The organism is Alphaproteobacteria bacterium, assembly GCA_019746225.1.
Classification (GTDB): Bacteria; Pseudomonadota; Alphaproteobacteria; order Paracaedibacterales; family VGCI01; genus VGCI01.
On sequence record JAIESE010000008.1, the window covers coordinates 1 to 18,190 of the forward strand.

At 39.4% G+C, this 18,190-nt stretch carries 14 protein-coding genes and 1 tRNA gene; 11 read left to right on the plus strand and 4 right to left on the minus strand.

Annotated elements, in window-relative coordinates; translation table 11 throughout:
• Positions 1-40 precede the first annotated feature (40 nt).
• Positions 41-116: transfer RNA gene (locus tag K2Y18_00915), tRNA-Lys, on the plus strand.
• A gap of 112 nt (positions 117-228) precedes the next feature.
• Here the strand turns inward: K2Y18_00915 and K2Y18_00920 are convergent.
• The gene (locus K2Y18_00920) at positions 229-510 is read right to left on the minus strand and encodes a hypothetical protein (protein ID MBX9804295.1); all 282 of its coding nucleotides are present in this window, start codon (positions 508-510) and stop codon (positions 229-231) included.
• Positions 511-797: 287 nt separating this feature from the next.
• Here K2Y18_00920 and K2Y18_00925 point away from each other — a divergent pair, with 287 nt between their 5' ends.
• Positions 798-1,733 (plus strand): hypothetical protein, encoded by a 936-nt coding sequence (locus K2Y18_00925; GenBank protein ID MBX9804296.1) that lies wholly within the window; start codon positions 798-800, stop codon positions 1,731-1,733.
• 112 nt (positions 1,734-1,845) lie between these two features.
• Here the strand turns inward: K2Y18_00925 and K2Y18_00930 are convergent, their stop codons facing one another.
• Entirely contained in the window at positions 1,846-2,751 is a 906-nt protein-coding gene (locus tag K2Y18_00930) for a LysR family transcriptional regulator (protein MBX9804297.1), read from the minus strand.
• Positions 2,752-2,879: 128 nt separating this feature from the next.
• Here K2Y18_00930 and K2Y18_00935 point away from each other — a divergent pair, with 128 nt between their 5' ends.
• Entirely contained in the window at positions 2,880-3,554 is a 675-nt protein-coding gene (locus K2Y18_00935; GenBank protein MBX9804298.1) for a hypothetical protein, read from the plus strand.
• 421 nt (positions 3,555-3,975) lie between these two features.
• Positions 3,976-4,125, plus strand: coding sequence for a hypothetical protein (locus tag K2Y18_00940; protein ID MBX9804299.1), 150 nt, complete (start codon positions 3,976-3,978; stop codon positions 4,123-4,125).
• A 198-nt stretch (positions 4,126-4,323) separates the two neighbouring features.
• On the opposite strand, the gene K2Y18_00945 is transcribed toward K2Y18_00940, so the two are convergent.
• Positions 4,324-5,268, minus strand: coding sequence for a hypothetical protein (locus tag K2Y18_00945; protein ID MBX9804300.1), 945 nt, complete (start codon positions 5,266-5,268; stop codon positions 4,324-4,326).
• A gap of 310 nt (positions 5,269-5,578) precedes the next feature.
• On the opposite strand from K2Y18_00945, the gene K2Y18_00950 reads away from it, so the two are divergent.
• From K2Y18_00950 to K2Y18_00970, 5 genes are all read left to right on the plus strand, one after another.
• A complete protein-coding gene (locus K2Y18_00950; GenBank protein ID MBX9804301.1) occupies positions 5,579-8,659 on the plus strand; it encodes a tetratricopeptide repeat protein in 3,081 nt (1,026 codons plus the stop codon).
• Positions 8,660-8,796: 137 nt separating this feature from the next.
• Positions 8,797-9,210 (plus strand): hypothetical protein, encoded by a 414-nt coding sequence (locus tag K2Y18_00955; GenBank protein MBX9804302.1) that lies wholly within the window; start codon positions 8,797-8,799, stop codon positions 9,208-9,210.
• A gap of 597 nt (positions 9,211-9,807) precedes the next feature.
• On the plus strand, positions 9,808-10,167 hold the full coding sequence (locus K2Y18_00960) for a helix-turn-helix transcriptional regulator (protein MBX9804303.1): 360 nt from the start codon (positions 9,808-9,810) through the stop codon (positions 10,165-10,167).
• A gap of 91 nt (positions 10,168-10,258) precedes the next feature.
• Positions 10,259-11,056: an ankyrin repeat domain-containing protein gene (locus K2Y18_00965; protein MBX9804304.1), complete on the plus strand. Its 798-nt coding sequence runs from the start codon at positions 10,259-10,261 to the stop codon at positions 11,054-11,056.
• Positions 11,057-11,185: 129 nt separating this feature from the next.
• Positions 11,186-12,823, plus strand: a complete 1,638-nt coding sequence (locus K2Y18_00970) for a hypothetical protein (GenBank protein ID MBX9804305.1) — start codon at positions 11,186-11,188, stop codon at positions 12,821-12,823.
• Between the two features lie 656 nt (positions 12,824-13,479).
• Here K2Y18_00970 and K2Y18_00975 read toward each other — a convergent pair.
• Positions 13,480-13,707, minus strand: coding sequence for a hypothetical protein (locus K2Y18_00975; GenBank protein MBX9804306.1), 228 nt, complete (start codon positions 13,705-13,707; stop codon positions 13,480-13,482).
• A gap of 305 nt (positions 13,708-14,012) precedes the next feature.
• Here K2Y18_00975 and K2Y18_00980 point away from each other — a divergent pair, with 305 nt between their 5' ends.
• Positions 14,013-17,336 carry a tetratricopeptide repeat protein gene (locus K2Y18_00980; protein MBX9804307.1) on the plus strand — a complete coding sequence of 1,108 codons (3,324 nt, stop codon included), beginning with the start codon at positions 14,013-14,015 and terminating at the stop codon, positions 17,334-17,336.
• Positions 17,337-17,469: 133 nt separating this feature from the next.
• Positions 17,470-18,190: class I SAM-dependent methyltransferase (locus tag K2Y18_00985; protein MBX9804308.1), on the plus strand; the 721-nt coding region annotated here is incomplete at its 3' end.

The window sequence follows — 18,190 nt, forward strand, 5'->3', positions numbered from 1 at the left end:
AATAATCATCTTATAAAGAGACTATTATAGTGAGATAATGGGGCCCTTAGCTCAGTTGGTAGAGCATCTGACTTTTAATCAGAGGGTCGTTGGTTCGAATCCAACAGGGCCCACCATTCACACCGCGGTTTTCAAAGAAGCGAGCTTTCCCCCCCCCAAATAAAATGTCGGCATAAGGGTGCAACTCGGGTCCATACTAAAGCACCCTAAAATAGAGTTGTCTTGAAACTACCTGCCTGAGGCATATGTTTTTGCTGCATCAACGACGTTTTGTGCCATTTCTATCATAGGACCTTCATTTGAGGGTAAAACGAGGAAGACCGTCTCAAAATCCTTGAAAGCTGTAGTCAAGGTTTCAGGTTTTAAAAAATCAAAGGCCAAACCTGGTGCCCCATTAACAGCAACCCCTTTTGTCGAACCCGCCAAGACTTCAACGCCTTCTTTTTGAAGCAAGGGGAGAAGAGTTCCCCCATTATTACCCGTTACTCCTGTTACAAGTATCCTTGTCATTTCATTCTTCTCCCCAAACTCACTGCATTTATCTTAAAGAAATTTAATGAAGATTTGGTATAAGCATTGAAAAACTCAAGAACTGACAACCCCATAAAAGGCCCAAAAAATAAGCTAGGATCTGGACCTAGAAGTAGGAGGTCAAGACAAACCACCGTATTTATACGGTGTTGCTATTTAATAAAAAACAATTATATATTGTTTACCAAACAATTGAGAGGAACTTCTATTAAAATGAGAAAGTTCTCAAGTTTTATTACATTTTCTATTATTAAGGACTAAACCAAATGAATCGTAAATTATTATCAATTTTTTCAACAATATTATTGTCTACGCAAGTTATTGCGGCGGAAAGTGAAAATGATAGACTTACCCAAGAAACACAAGCTGTTAAAGCTTTTCGTCTGGAACATGATAACCTTACTCTTGTATTAGGCGTCGGAACTCAAGAAAAGGATATCAATACAAGATTCCCTGAGCCTCGATTTGTTTTTCTGGACCAGCACCATTCTGGAAAGCTTAAAGGGCAAGAACTCACAGTAAACTTTAATAAGTCTGATCAATTAGAACAGCTGGCTAACGCACTATCAGATTGTTTTGAAAGTATCGTCGTTGACTATGCCGTAACTAATTTTGCCAATTGGTCACCCCTTCATTTTTCTTATTTTTCAAAGCTTCTCAAGGCGGGTGGTTTCATGATGTTTAATCCACATTGGCTTTTAAAATCAATAGGGGGCTCAAATTCTTATTTGTTGGGTTGTTTACAAGTTTATACAACCCAAACTGAACTCTTTGACGAGCTCAAAAACAACATACATCCTGATGAGTATTCACAGAGCGGATCTAGGAAAGATGGTCTTTTTCCCCTCATTCCTGGGGCGTACCAAGAGGAAATTGAGGGTATTATACTTCACCATAAAAAAATTCTTCCCTTCCTGGATAAAGAAGAGGATGTTATTCAACAAAAATGCACGGAATTAAACTTAGCTTACTCACTCCTGCTGATTCCAAACGAAATGGAGTTAAGAGATAGGGTAGCTCAAGATGTTAATAGAAGGCATTTTATTACAAACTTCTTTAGAGAAGTTATCCTTCCCCACAACACCCGGATTTTACGACAGTATTTTTCTAAAGTTGAGATAAGAGATAACGAGCCTTTCCCCATACCCCATCACCAAGGATGGGAAAAGATAAGAACAACATTCTTTGTTTGTACGAAATGAGGTAATATTTCCTTGATAAATGTGAGGACAAGGCTTCTTGAGTTCAAATCCTCACATATTTTTGAACCGTTTATCAGCGGTCGGGACAATGAATAATACCCTTTCCCCGTCCCTATTGCATGCCCTCTAGAAATTTCTTCTTATTCTGCCGAATATGATTAATGAGAAACTCAAGCGCTGGGCTCATTTTGTTGCCACTCCAAATGAGAAAGCACCGCCCGCCAGCCTTGGGTCGATCTACTTCCTTTTCAATCAATTGACCTGACGCGAGATACGGCTTTGCCAGAGCAAGCGGAATGAATCCAACCCCAAGCCCTGCAGCTTGCGCTCGTATCTTACTTTCCATTGACGGAACCGTTAAATACGCTCGATCAGGCGCATATCCAGAGGCCGCTTTCGGCAGGATTTTGGAAGTATCCGGTATGATGATAATGCGATGCGCAGCTATGACTTGATGGGTAAGGGGCTCGTTCGCGTCTGCCAAGGGATGGTGCGGCGCAACCGCAAACACGAAAGGGATGAGTCCAAGGGACTCGTAATGATAAATTGTCTCCGTGGGAAGCTCTGCAAAGCATCCAATCACCAAATCCGCCGATCCGGAAAGAAGGGCATCTCGAGACCCATTGAGGATTTCTGCGGACAGGTCGACGGAAATATCCGGAAACGTCTCAAAAAGCGTATTGAGTACAGATTTGACACCATCAAAACCAAGCGCACCATCATAGGCGATGCGCACATTCTGAGGAGCGAGGCCTGCCGAAACCTTTATCTTTTTCTCCAAAATCTGAGCCTGCTCAAGGAGAGAGCGCCCACCATCTAAGAGGTCTTGTCCGGCCTTGGTGAGTTGAGCCCGATAACCAGAACGATCAAAAAGCTTAACGCCGAGATCCGATTCCAGTTGCTTAATGGCATAGGTAACGGCTGAAGGAACACGGTGCAATTCCTCGGCTGCTCCCGCAAAACTGTCGTTTCTTTCAATAGCATCCAAAACACGCAAACTATCTAAGCTCAATTTCATATTCAAAAATTCCAAATAAGATCGTCAAAACATATTAATTTCAATTCCCAGAATAATCGATATATTTAAGTCATATCAAGAGTTTTAAGGAATTGGTTCTTAAAATACTAACTTTAAGGAGATAAAATATGTTCAAAAAAATTGCACTAAATACCCTCGTAGCTGCAGCGGCCCTCACACTCCATGTGTTTGCCGCAGAAGACGCCAAGGTACAGTTTGAGGCGGATTGGCAAAACCCGTCTTATACCCAAATCACCCTTGACCCTGTTGATGTGAATCATGTCCTCAGCACATCTTATGAGACTTCAAAACCCCTTCATTTTACACGCACAATGTTGTGGAAACTTGAACGAAAAAAAGCGTGGAACCCCCTAAAATATATCCCTCATGCTGTGAATGAAGGAAGATCTTGGGGAAGAGAAACTCTTGAGGGCGGAGATGAGACCCTGACCCGAACAACGCAGCAACGCCAATGGAAAACAGGCATTCATGCGCAAGTGCTTGAAAAAGCGTATCTGCTCAATAAAGAGCAACGTGTGATCTTTATCGGTCTTTCGGACGCGAGAGATGACAAGGGCGCCCTCCTTCACACAGCAAACTCGCAACCTCTTTTCCATGTTGAGCATGGTGTTGGGGGTACTGAGGATAAACCCTTAAATACCTGGCGCATCGTTCATCTAACCCGTGAGAAAGACCAAGATCTACTCGTGCGGTTTGCAAATTTTAGAGACCCCAATACGCTCCCAATGTATATTGAGGTTTACATAGAGAAAGATTTGGGAATAAAGTTGACCAAAAAATAGTCCAATTGAAGTCATCCCTGCGCAAGTGGGGATACTTTTTAATACAGAGTGACACACCTTGGGTTCCATAGAGTACTACAACAAAAACGCCAGAAGCTTTTATGAGCGCACCATCGATACAGATCTATAGGCAAGCGCAGAGACGCAAGAACGCCCACTTTTCCTAGAGATTCCCTTTACCGAGAGATAATAGTTCGCCATGATTTTATATTACACTAATTTGTCTAAAATTGTAAGATATGTCGCTTGCGACAAAGCGATATTGCAACGCAACGTATAAGCGCGCACTTTGAATTCTTCAAAGCAAATGATGGATGATAGGTAAATTTTATGCTATAGTAGGTCCCGCGAAATTGAGCTGGGGTCGTAGGGGCGAGCGCGTAATCCCCTACGATAAACATTCTGTCAAGGAGCGAAACTTATGGGTGTATCTTTAGAAAAGCTGAGCCGGAAAATTGAAAGATTAACCCAACCAAAACATCAAATGGAAGAAAAGTATATTAATGCTGTTGCCCATTTGGTAAGGGACAAGACGCAACAAGGTCATGACCTTTCACTCCTTCAGGGATGATTTTAAATGCTGCACAAATCATAAAAGAAACTCAAAGCCAGAAGATATAGACAATAGGATGACGTAGGCTGGTATTTAATAGAAAGACTGTAATACCGCCCTTCTCCTTTCCCCCTCCCTTTGAACTCGCGGATGTTTTGTAAAAAGCTGTAAGGTTGGAATAACTTTCCAACCCTACAAACAAGTGAATCATAAAGTTTATTTCTTTGTATTGCGTTCATATATAGCTAATAATTGGATCTGCTCATTTATTTCCGCTTCCGTAAATCCTTCTATGTCCACAGTTTGGGTAGTTGTAGTTCCTCCCAGTTTATTGCCTGTTCCAGGAAATTTCACCTGCGACTTTTCTGAAGAATTACTATTAACTGCATGCTTATAGCTGGTTTGAGTATGCTGGTTATTACTAGTGTTCGACTGATGACGCATATTCCCCGATACGGACGATGTAGAGGCTACATATTTAGAAGGCTGAGGTTGCGGCAATATTTTATTTTGATTTATCCCACCACGTTGTAAGCTAAAGCCGACAACAGCAGGCGATTGAAAATCTAACTCTAGCGTTCCTTTTGCTTCGTCCACGTTTCTATGTGTTTGACTCGTGTTGTTAGACACAGATGATTGCGAGCCGCTATGAATGTTCGTCTGCCTGTTATTATGGGAGCCTGTATGCCCACCACCAAGACTTATCCCTAAGAAAGAAGCCCCCCCGCCGCTATTTGAACTTCCTTGGTTATGTCTAGTGGTGTCATCATGGAAACTTCTTCCATAACGGTAGCTATTCGAACTACCCATACTTGTTCTATCTACATACCTATTGAGACTAGCGCTGGTTCTATAATGGCCTGCGCTAATATCCATGGTTATTATATCACCTGGCTTGCCATGCAACAAAACGTTGGTTATTTGATTACTTATATCATTTTGACCCTGCTCATACCGCTGTAATGCCACGCGGGACCTCTCTGCATTAACGGCAACTGAGTCTATAACATTCCCATTATTATTGGTTATCTCACGGTTTTGTCGAATAGTAGGTACATCAATGTCTTGTGCCTCCCTTTCTCTACTCCACGAAGCGTTAGGCAATCCAAGGATTGTTATAATAATTGCAGATGAGGATAGTAGTTTAATATTCGTTTTCATGATCATTCTCCTTTTTACAGTTTGGTTAATTTAAAGAAGACCTCTTGATCTTCTCTTGCTACCGGCACATGTGATCTTTTCTGATCAAGCACTGTGCGCCGTAACAATCCCAAACCTATAAAAATTATTTGCATTATACTGTTCTGAAAAAATACGTAAGCCAGTTCTTAGGGAAATTTACTTAGAAGCCCTATTAGGCTAAAAAATCCTTGTCTAAAACTTGCTGCTAGTTCAGATTAAGCCCAAGCAAAGCCTTTATTGGAGCTTTTTAAGCAAGGGTAATTATTTTAAGAAATGGAAATAAGCTATCTTGGTAATGCAAAACAATATTCTTAACCTGCCGCAAAACAATGACGCCGAGAATTTAGAAATAGTCAAAGGCATCAGGTTCACGCCCAGAGAAATTGATATCCTTGCCTGCTTACTCAATGGAAGAATTGCGAAAACAATTGCTGCTTTCTTGTCTCTTTCCCCTAAAACTGTTGAAGCTCATACGCGCAACATTATGGGAAAATTGGGATGTAATTCTCAAGAGGGCGTAAGGGATTTTGCCGAAAAGTCCGGTAAATATTTAGCCTTAAAAGAACACTACGTAAGTTTGTTATGCCAAACAGCTTTTGAAAAATCCCTTGATAAGATTGCAAGTCTAACTAAACAAAACAGTCCAGCATGCTTCGTGACGTATGATTCAGAGCAGAAGCTTCCTATCGTTGACCAAATAGTAAAGCATCTTAAGCTTGCAGGCGCTGAAACGGTAAGTGAAGCAACAACAAATGAAAAAGTTATGGCATACTATAATGGCACTATAAACGCTATTAACGCTGATTATATCATCTACATCATCTCTCAAGCACAATTTACGCGACTTCAAAAGAACGATATAACAGCACAACAGCTGAAACTTTTTCCAAGCATGCAAGGAATAGAGTCATATCAAACCCCTATTCTTTTCCTTCTATACGGTAACCAGCCAACTACCAATGTCCCCCAAGTGATTCAAAGCCATGGGTATATCGAGCTTAATGGACAAGAAAGTTACTACCTTACTTTTTTTGAAATCCTACAAAGGGTATTTTCCAGTGTAGATATTCAAAAAGTCGTTTTAGAATTTAAACATTTCTATGAAACAATCGTCGGCACCCCAGCGCAGCTCATTTCCCAACCTGAAACTCAAACTAAAGGTCCTCGAGCTAGATTCAATGACTATAAATCTTCATTGTTGAGTATCTTTACAAATAATTATCGCTGGCATCTTGCATCTACCGTTTTTTGCCTGGTCGTTGTTGGTATTTCAACCATAAAATTTATGCAAAAACCCAAACAGGCTTCCTACAAACACTTAGCAACAGATACTTCAGTACGGTCTGAGCTAGTTGTCCCAATAAATGACGCTTATTTGAATCGTCCTCAACTCATTCGCCACATTCAAGAAAAGTTGGAAAAGAAAGGAGGCATTCAAACAGTTGCTCTTATAGGTGCAGGAGGAGCTGGTAAAACGACCCTTGCTCGTCAATACGCACGCCTGCAAAAATTACCTATTGTTTGGGAAATAAATGCTGAAACTAAAGAAAGTTTCAAGAGTGCCTATGAGAAGCTTGCCCAAGTTTTATCAAAGACCCAAGAAGACCAAGAGAAAGTCCGTAGCATAAAAGAAATAAAAGACCCATTAGAAAGAGAAGAAAAGATATTATTTTTTGTGAGAGAACACTTAAGCTCTTCCCAACAGTGGCTTCTTATTTATGATAACGTAGAAAATTTTACGGATATTCAAAAATATTTCCCATCTGATTCATCCCTTTGGGGAGCTGGTAAGATTATTATAACAACCCGCGATGAGCACATTCAAAGTCATTCCCAGGTTAATCATGCCATTCATGTGGGCGAATTAGAGCAGCATGAAAAATTGGCTTTGTTTAACAGTATTTTGCAAAGTGAGCAGGATAAAAGTAATAATTCTCCAAGGCACGAACAAACCGAAAGTTTTTTACAAAAAATACCTTCCTTCCCCTTAGATGTATCACTTGCAGGTTATTATATAAAGGCAACCAACATCACTTATTCAAAATATCTAAATTATTTGTATAATAATAATTCGGACTTTTCCTCGCTTCAAGAGACAGTACTAAAAGATACCAGTAATTATTCTAAAACTCGCTATCGAATAATTTCTTTATCCCTAAAAGAGATACTTACCCTAAACAAAACTTTTACTGATCTTCTACTTCTTATCAGTTTATTAGACTCACAACACATCCCAAAAGAGTTATTGGATGCTCAAAATTCTGACGTTGCAGTAGACTCATTAATATACCATTTGAAGAAATATTCTCTTATTTCTTCTCACTTATCTCATTCTACCAACACTACATATGTAATTCACAGAAGCACCCAAGAAATCATTTTAAATCATCTTATAAAAATTCTTGACTTAGAGAAAAGCAAAGAATCTGTCGCCCGCGTTTTGCGAACTTTTATAAAATATATGTCGGATATCCTTGATCAAGAAGACTTGCCATTAATGAAAACTTTAATTGTTCATGGCGAGCGAGTCTTGACTCATAAATATTTATTAAGCGATACGACTAAAGGTCAGATTTTAGGAGAGCTCGGTTACATTTATTACTACATCGGTGACTTTATACATTCTCGAGAAAGCCTTGAGAGGGGCCTTGCTTATTTAAAAAACAGCTCCGATAAGAATTATGGAGGAATTGCTCGTATTTTAACATATTTAGGAAAACTTTCGTGGGCATTGGGGAATTACGAAAGGGCAAAAAGTTTCTTTAATGAGAGCATCCATGTTTCTAAAACACATCTATTCGAAGACCATATTGAAGTTGCTCATGCGCTTGCTGACTTAGGGCTTGTGTATAGGTACGAAGGTAATAACGAAAAAGCACGAGCTTTAACAAATGCAAGTCTAAAGATTTATGTAAAACATCTCTCTAGAAGGGATGTTAGGCTTGGTTCAGTACTAGGAAACTTGGGAATTATCCATATGAACCTGGGAGATTATAAACAAGCTGAGGTTTTTCTTGATCAGAGCCTCCAGGCGTATAAAAGCTACTCAGAAGAGCACATTGGTGTTGGTTGGGCAAAGGCATATTTAGGCAATGTTCAAAGCCTTTTAGGTGATTATCAAAAAGCAAAAGACCTTCTTGAACAAAGTCTCACCTTTTATAAGAAGCACCTTTCCGAAAATCACGTAGGCATAGCTCGAGACCTTAATTTCTTAGGAGTACTTTATATAAAAACAAAAGAGTATGGAAAGGCAAAAGCATTTCTTAAGCAAAGCCTTAAAATTTTCCGGAAAAATTTTAAAGAAGATCATCCTGACGTAATTAAGGTATTAGCAACCCTGTCGGAGATAGAGACTGCTGAAAAAAAGTAACATTTTTCTCATATAGTCATTTTAATATAGTGAGTCTAAAGGAAGCCCCCGACACAAGAAACGCCAGAAATCTCGGACCCCGAAAATCCTGGCTTCATCTCATTTGTCGAAAAAAGTAAAATCTCTATCGGAGGAAAATGATGAATATAACCAACAGAGTCGTGTTTCTTATACTGTTTACGCTTTTAATTGGCCCCCTTCCGGCTCAAGACAGTGGAAATAATCAGTTAAGCAAGATGAAAGAGCAAATTGTTCATCAAATGGAACAATATCATCAGAACTTGGGCACGAAGCCTTGGGATTATCGCACAGCATCTCGGGATTTATCGTGTCAAATCGGGAGCCTGATGAAGTTGATGATGCAGCTCGAGAACGAACGTTACCGACATGGAAAGTCGGATTCTCAAATCAAAGCTGAAATAGGTGATGAACTCGCGGATATACTGTCCCTTGTTTTGTTTATATCCCACGATCTTAAAATTGACATCGCCTCAGCTTGGGATCAAATGATAAAGAGTGATCAAAAGAAATTTAAAGATCGTAAACCTTAGTTTTCTTGAAGATATCTTCAAGAGGAGTTGGCTTCGTTTGAAACTGTGGAATCGAAAGTTTGCCTTTTGGCAACATTATGTTACACTAACCTGATGAATTAATATCATTACTCCAATAAAGTTACGATGACTGCCCTTGATGTATACAAAATAAATCAAACGGCTTCGGCCTATAATGAGAGCGTGTCTGGCCTTCTCAAAGACATCGTTGACCCATTGTTCAGGTACTCAGGCATTTCTCATTTTTGCTACAACCGATTTATCCATGGCTCACGGTACATGACATTGGCTGTAGATGCCAATTTGACAACTCATTGCTTAAGCAAGGAATTGGATCAATATTTGCTCTTTGAGAACATCATCATTCCTAAGAATTCCAAAAGGGTTGTTTTTTGGGATGTACAACAAGATAACGCACTACTCGAAGCTTGCCGAAGCTTTAACTACTGTCATGGTTTGAGCATTTTTGTTCGTCACGAAAAGGAGATCGAAGCGTGGAGTTTCGCAACCGACAAAGATAACGCAGAAATCAATCAGTTTTATATTAATCATCAATCCCTCCTCGATGAATTTATTCTCTATTTTCAAGAAAAGGCTATGGATATTATTAACCCTTCAGACCAAGGAAAATTGGCTATCTATAAGGACAACAGATTCTTAGACTTGTCCGATGACTTGAAAGGGTTAGACTATAAAACCCTTTATGACCTCATCAAAGTGAAGAAATTCACGTTCACCGTTAACAATAAGATCGTTTCTTTGTCAAAGAGCGAATTCAACTGTTTATCAAGCCTGGCAGAAGGAGATGATATGAAAACCATCGCCAATAAGTTTGGAATTTCTTCTCGCACGGTTGAAACCCATTTGAATAATACAAAAGCGAAACTGGGTATTCATTCTAAGAATGAACTCCTCGACATGTTTAAATGTTCCATTTACTCGAAAATCCATACTTAAAATCATAAATCCGTAAAAATCACGGATGTTCATCGTCCTTATATAGGTCATATAAAAACACATGCTCTTAAAATTATGTAAAGGAATTCCGATGAAAAAAACCCTCATATCTATTTATATTACCACTCTTTTCGGGGGCCCAGTCTTTGGTGCGGAAAGTGACGACAATCTGGTGCAAGCTGCAGCTCGGAACGATAAAAAGGCCTTAGAAACTATGATATTGGCAGGAAAAGATGTTAACGAGCCGCACCCCCTAACCTTGGACGGTCCTTTTAAGGTTTGCAAAACCAAGACAATTAAAGACGTCACACCTGTTCTAGCAGCATTAGCGAATGGTCATTTAGAACTGGCCAGATGGCTTATTTCCTCTGAAAATGCTGACCCTAAATATACGACAATTGATGGCGGATATCAGGCAACTCATTTAGCTGCTTTTAATGGATTTCCAGAACCCGTTATGTTTTTATGTCTGTGTTATGATATGCGCCTCGAGACCAAAGATTCTCAAGGCTTTGATGTACGTGCAGCCATAGGGGGCGGCCATCTAGAACGCATGAGAGCCTGCAATGCAGAGATTGTTGCTTTTACGATGTATACCCTGAAAGACCTCGCTGATTTGGTAAATATTCCTTTGACAGAGGAACAAGTACAAAGGGTAAAACATTATGGAGAGGACGAAATCGGCCTCATGCATGCGCTTGATAAATGTGACCATGTTGGCGTCAAATATTGCGTACAAGTGGGACATGATCCGTTTACAACAGTCATCATGGGAGCGTATTCTCCCTACTCTGGTTATACTGCCTATACCTACGCTCAAAAGAGAGAAGATGACTTTAGTGTTGCGTATTTTAATACCTTGCCTAAACCAGAGAAAACAAAAATTTAAGGGATTTCAGCCAAATTAGCATTGCGTTTTTCTTTTGAAGAATATGCCTACAGAATGCAATTTAAGTTCATTAAATTTCTCTCAAAATCAAAGGCCTGAATTTATTACAAAATAAGGAAACTATATAAAATGAAAAAATTTCTATTTATCAACTATTTAATCATCGTGAATTTCCTTCTTTCAAATCCAACGATTGGAGCTGAAGATGAGAAAAGCAAACTTCAACCTTACCCCCTTCCAAGGGTTTCTCTAGGTAATGAGGAAGCTAAAAAAGAGGATCAGGTTGAGAAAACAGATAATTTGAAGCAACTTTCCTTAAGTCATCTACCACAGGGAATAAAAGCATTAATAGGCAAGATGTCAGGGAACACCATGAGTTTGCGAGAAGTTTCTCATTCTCTTTGTATAAACTATCAAACCATCCGGGAAGCTACGATTTTAGGGCATTCGCCCAATATGAAAGCTGTTTTGCAATCATTTGATGATAACAATCCTGATTTCAGGCACCTCAAGCTTTTCGATGACATTATCAGCTTAAATCTCTACTTTTTAAATAGGGCTGATTTCGTTCGACTCGGACTGCATGCCCAAAATCCTTATGAAGATTATGATGTTGAAAAGACAAAAATATTTTGCGAGGTCCTGAACGAAGGCAGGATTCGGCCTATTCAGCACCTTATTATTCGCAAAAGCAATCCTCAAGAGAAAGGAGATGGCATCCATCCTTTGGCATTAACCTACTTAAATCAACACGGCATAAAGGTCCACTGTATCGAAGATGGTAACAATTCTGGAATAGATATCTTGTTTAATCAGCTCAGTGACTTTACCATTTCCGATTTGCACTCACTTTTGCAACTTACGTCAATTCGCCCCACTCAAAGCAGGGTTTTCAAAATATCAGAGTCGACCTGTCTGGGTCGTTATACGTCGACAGACCCAGCTCCAGAGGGTTGTTTAGCTATGTTTTACAGAGAAGAAAATGAAGCAGGAGTGAAGCATCATATTACCAAAGAACATTTGCTAAGAGCAATTCATGCTTATTGGTCAATAACCATAAATTCCCAATGCTATATGTTAACACTTGCTTTTAATACCAAAGCTTTCTTCCTGGTTGATGGACTCTTAAGCCTTGGTAACAGCCCAGAGGCCTTAAATACAATCGTAGCAATCCATAACATGAGACTAAGTTTCGGCCAATGGTTGTTTGGAAGCGAATATGAAACTTTAAGAAAAAATATGGAAGGAATCCGAAATATTACTCACAAAGATACAGCTGCCATTTTGAAGTTGTTGCGCAAATTTATTCCGGATTTTAGAGAGGACGATTACCATAATGCTCCAGGAAAACCCTATGATAAAGCATTAAAATGGCACAAATTGTCAAACTTGTATGGTCGGAAAGATAAAGATGATTTAAGATTTATCGAAGGATTGCAAAGACAAGATGCATTCATGGACTTTCTGCTTGCCTTGAGCACCTTTGACCAAGATACCCAGCTGGTGCGATTAAAAAAATTAATCCAGATTTTGTGCATAGAGCATTTTTCGGCTATTGAAAAGGATGATCCACTATATAATCGTTATCTAGGATTTAAAGATCGAATTATTCTCGCGCTTCAGTATCTTTATGATGAGACCGTGGATATTAATGGCTATTATTACGTGAAGTTTGCTGAATCGTTCAAGGTTCATAACCCAGATTTCAATCCGCTTTCAATGGATGCAGAATCAAAGTTTAAAGCCGCGCTAAGGAATAATGAATAAAAATCGCTATTCATTCGGTGCACTTGAACCTCCCGGGCAAAATCGATATTTTCCCTTGCAGGCATCTTTGAGGACAGTGTCTTCAGGGCAATAAGTCTCTAAAATTAAGACAGGTTTGGCAGGGTGTCTTCTCTTTCGGAAGACACCGTAACTTCACTATTTTTTTTTGTGTCATGTTTCTGCCAAGCAAATGACCCCTTTGACTCGGGTCGGATTCTCTGTGCCAATCCAGATGAGATGTTTTTCTCACCCAGGTATGCTCTAGATTTTTTAACCTTTTTTGCATAATCGCAAAAGTTCCCTCTCCATTTAATTTAAAACACCAGCCTTAACCAGAGCTTGAGATCCGATGACAAAATCGAACAGTCGGGTCCGTCTCGCCTTTAGCTTTTTTCCCGCGCTTTAAGGCCGATAAATTACCTTTGTAGCGCGGGAAAAAATTGGTCCCCCGTACCTTACGGGGGTTGCTTTAAGGATAAAGGTCCAGTATATCCTCTGGTTCCTCTTGAGACCCCTCCTCATTCGCTTTATAAGAGTTCACAATTCTTATTCCCACCCTGGCGCTTTCCACTCCCAGGTTGTGATTGTTCTTAATTCTCATAAACTCTTAACGATTCTTGATCTCATTCTCCTTAATTCATTTAGTTGCTTTCACATCATGCTTGGGTTGTCTGGGCAACGTTATGTGGCTCTTGACAGATGTGAAAAGCTTCCACCATGTTTTCGTCCTCTTTGTTTCTGCGAGAAGCATCAGAAACTGTTAGGAGAACAATGCCTGTGATTAGAATATCGCCCCCCCTCTTCAAAAGAGTCCTTCTTTTTGTTGATAAGCCAAAGTACGTGAATAAATGGTCGACAATTATATTTTTTGTTTTGTTAGTCATAATTTATTACCTCTTGGTTATTGTTCTGGTGAAGAATTCACCGTAACAACGCAAAAATAGGGAGAAAATGAGACCTTGATGATCCGAAAAACAAACGTAGGTACGTACCTAAGTACAAATTACTTAGAAGCGGTTTGTTTTATGAAATTTCAAGAAATGGGTAGGGATGTGCTCTTGGAACATCTTGACGAACAACTTATAAGGGCATAGGAATAAGGTTGCATGCCAGGAATTTTACCTACACTTAAGAAGAGAATCTGGACATCTGCCTTGAACAACGATTATCAAAATGGTAACAAAATCTGATGAACAAGATGGAAAATAATATTCATCATAATCCTTACGATGAAAAAGTCCCCACGATAAATGGCATAAGTTTCACCCATCGAGAAATTGATATTATTACGGCTATTATCCATATGCGAGGGGCAGGCAAGATTGCTTCTCTATTGTCTATTTCAACAAGAACTGTTGAAACCCACACCGCCAATATCATGCGAAAGATGGATATCAACTCGCGTGAAAGGATCATAGATTTTATAGAAAAAGCCGGACATTTACCCTGGATTAATAAGCATTATAATAACCTCTTGATTCAGACGGAGTTTAAAAAGCTGTCAAAGGCAGTGATTCGGCTGACCCACAATAAATCGCTCAGTTGTTACATCATCTATGAACCAGATAAAGGAATAAGTGACTTTTATTTGGCAGCTCTCAAAAAACATTTAAATGCCTGCGACATTAAGACCATTCTCTTTGAAACCACTAATGAGAAATCCATTGGCTCTTCATTATTGCAAGAAACCTTTCCCCTCTCGTCCCACATTATTTATGTGATTCCAGATCGTTTTTCCGACCTTGTCCCCAACCAAAAAGATAAATACACCAAAGAAATTTCTAGCCTGACACAAAGGATTCTTTCTAAACATTCCTCTCTTACCTATTTATTATTTAACAAAGATATCGATGATATACCCCAAAAGCTCGTAGACCTCGGCTATGTTGGGATTCGAGATGAACAAGAATTTTTTTCGTTATTATTTAAAGTATTAACAAGAATCGTGCCTGACATCAAACTCGACGAAATTGCGTCTCAACTCTTAAAGAACTTCGACGTAACGTCCAAGCAGCCCGAAATGATGCCACCTTCCCCTGATTTGGCACCCCCAAGTCCTCAACAACAAGATTCTATTTTAAGGCGCCGAAGATTCACAAAAATGATCTGGAGTCTTGTTATGATTACCTCTTTATGCTTGAGTTTGTTCATTTTTAAACAGCAAAAATGGAACACAATAAATGCTCAAGACCCAAAATCAGCGCCCTCCATTCGATCAGATTTGATCGTTCCTACAGGAAACACCTTTCTGAATCGTCCCACCATCATTGCAAAACTTGAAGAAAGCTTGAAGGGGTCAGAAGGTATTCAAGCTGTTGCCCTTGTCGGTATTGGGGGAGCGGGGAAAACAACAATAGCCCGACGGTATGCGCTGCAGCAGAACAGTAATATTGTCTGGGAAGTCAATGCAACAACCCTCGAAACACTTAAAGACTCTTTTGAGCGACTTGCTTATGCTTTGTGCAAAACGGAAGAAGAAAAGAAAATACTCTCTGGGCTTCAGAACATCAAAAATAATGTAGAAAGAGATGAAAAAATACTTTTGTTTGTGAAAGAAAAATTAAAAAATGTTTCCAACTGGTTTCTCATATTTGATAACGTCGAGAAATTTGCGGATATCCAGAAGTATTTTCCTTGTGATTCAACAGTTTGGGGGAACGGAAAGCTCATTGTAACCACCAGTGACAGCAACACGAAAAATAACAGTTTGATCCACAAATTTATTCAAATCGGAGAGCTCTCTCCTCAAGATAAATTAAGTCTTTTTATCAATATTATGATGAATGAAAATCCATCCCAATTAAACGATGAAGAAAGACTGGAAGCCAAGAATTTCTTAATGGATGTTCCTCCATTTCCTTTAGACGTTGCAATTGCAGCATATTATTTAAAATCGACCCACACGCCTTATTCAAAATACCTAGAGTCGGTTAAAGAAAATAGTCAAGAATTTGACACCATACAAACAAATGTCGTGAAAGAAGCAAGCGATTACACCAAAACACGCTATAGAATTATCACCCTTTCCCTAAAGCATCTTATTGAGACTCATAAGGACTTCGGGGACCTTCTACTTCTCATCAGTTTGTTGAATTCTCAAAATATACCCAGAGCCTTGTTATCTCAGTACAAAAGTGATGTTGTTGTCGATAATTTCATCTATAATTTAAAGAAATATTCCCTTTTAACGAACGAATCCTCATCTAACCTCATCCCAACGATATTTATACACAGAAGAACCCAAGAAATAAGTTTAGATTATTTTATAAAGACACTGAATTTGTCAATGAACAGCCCTCAGTTGGAATCAATCGCCTCTACCTTAGAAGATTATGTCGTTGATGCTATTGATAAGGAAGATTTTTTTAGATTGAAGCTTCTTGTTCCGCACTGTGAGACTTTTTTAACCCACAAGGATGTCCTCTCTGAACCGATTAAGAGCTCTATCGGAGGAGCGCTGGGGTCAACTTACTACTATCTGAGATATAACAACAAAGCAAAGAACCTACTAGAAGAAAATCTTAAAAATCTAACCCAATATTATGGTGAGAACCACATTAAGATTGCCCATATTTTAGTTTATCTGGGAAATTTCTATCGATCCGTCGGTCACTATGAAAAGGCGAAATCTTTGCTGGAACAAAGCATCGAAATTTATAAAAAGCATCCAAATTATACGAGGAAGGCTAAAGCTTTAGGCTACTTAGGGGTAGTTTATAGAGACCTTGGTGACTACCAAAAAGCAAAAAATTATCTTGAACAAAGCCTTGACCTGCATCAAAAATATTCGAGGAACCAGATTGGACATGCCTGGGCATTAGCACATTTAGGGATTCTCTATGTTGCCATAGGCGACTATAAAAAAACCGAATTGCTCCTTGAACAAAGTCTATCTATTTATAAAAAACATTCCGAAGACTATATCGGCGTCGCGTGGGCCCTTGGAGTTCTGGGATCTGTTTCTACATCCTTGGGTGATTATGACAAGGCATTAAAATTACTGGAGCAAAGTATTCTCATTACAAGAAAACATTTTTCCGATGATCATTTCTTTATTGCAGAAAAGTTCAGCTATTTAGCGACTCTTTATATCGAAATGGGTCAATATCAAAAAGCAAGAAGCCTTCTTAAAGATTGCTTGGCAGTATTCGAGAAAAACCTTGGTGCCAATCATATGGATACAGCCCGCATCTTGAGAATCCTTGGGGAGGCTCACTACGGTGATGGCGACTTTGAGGCTTCAGAGGAATTCCTCAATAAATCTTTGCTCATGTTTCAACAGAATAATAATCCTGAGCATTATAAATCTCAAGAATCCTTGGGCACTCTCTACATGAAGAAGGCTTCTTTAGCAGCCAATCAAGGGGAAACAAAACAAGCTCAAATCTTCCATGACAAAGCAACCCAATATTTGGGACAAGCTCTAGAAATGGCGATGAAGCTTTTTCCCCAAGAGTCGGCCCATGTCAAAAATATTCAAACAAAATTGAGTCAGTTAGAAGGAAGAGCATAAGCATTATGTCCTTTTTTTGAGCTTGTTTCCAATTCAGTTGATCTGCTCTTTTAAATTAGGGTAGAGTTGCAAATTAATTGACCAGAAAAAACCCGAAACAAAGCAAGAGTGATGCTTGCTAGAGAGAAAAGCCATGACCCACGATCTTACAAATGCCATCTCATATTGGAACGAAAATGCCTGCGTTTGGGATGAAGCCATGGCAGAAGGAAGCGCTTTTCAAAAAACACTGGTTGAACCAAGTACCTTAAATCTTTTAAAACCAGAAGCTGGACAAACTATACTGGACCTTGCGTGTGGAAATGGTCAAATGTCCCGTGTTTTAGCCGCACTGGGTGCTGCTGTTACGGCTATTGATGGGTCACAAAACATGATCAATCTTGCAAGAAAGCGCAGTGCAGGTTTAACCATAGAGTATCGAGTAGCTGACATCATGACAACCGAGCAGGTGTTGCTCGAACCTTCTTCATTCGATGCGGTTTTATGCAATATGGCGCTTATGGATATCCAGGAAATAAAACCTGTTTTCCAAATAGCTTACCGAGCCCTTAAAAAGGATGGCGCGTTTGTATTTTCCGTCACGCATCCTTGTTTTGACAAATCCGTGGGGCCGCATATAACGGAAATGCATGAAAATGGAGGGACAGTTCTCATGGAACGCTCAATAAAGGTTCGAGAATACTTAAACACCACAAGCCTGAAAACAAGGGCATTACCGACACTCCCCTCGGCACATTATTTCTTTCACAGACCCCTACAGGTCTATTTATCCGCCGCATTTGAGGAGGGGTTTTCAATGTGTGGAATTGCAGAACCAGCATTTCCTCATGACACGGAACTTAAAGAACATAAGG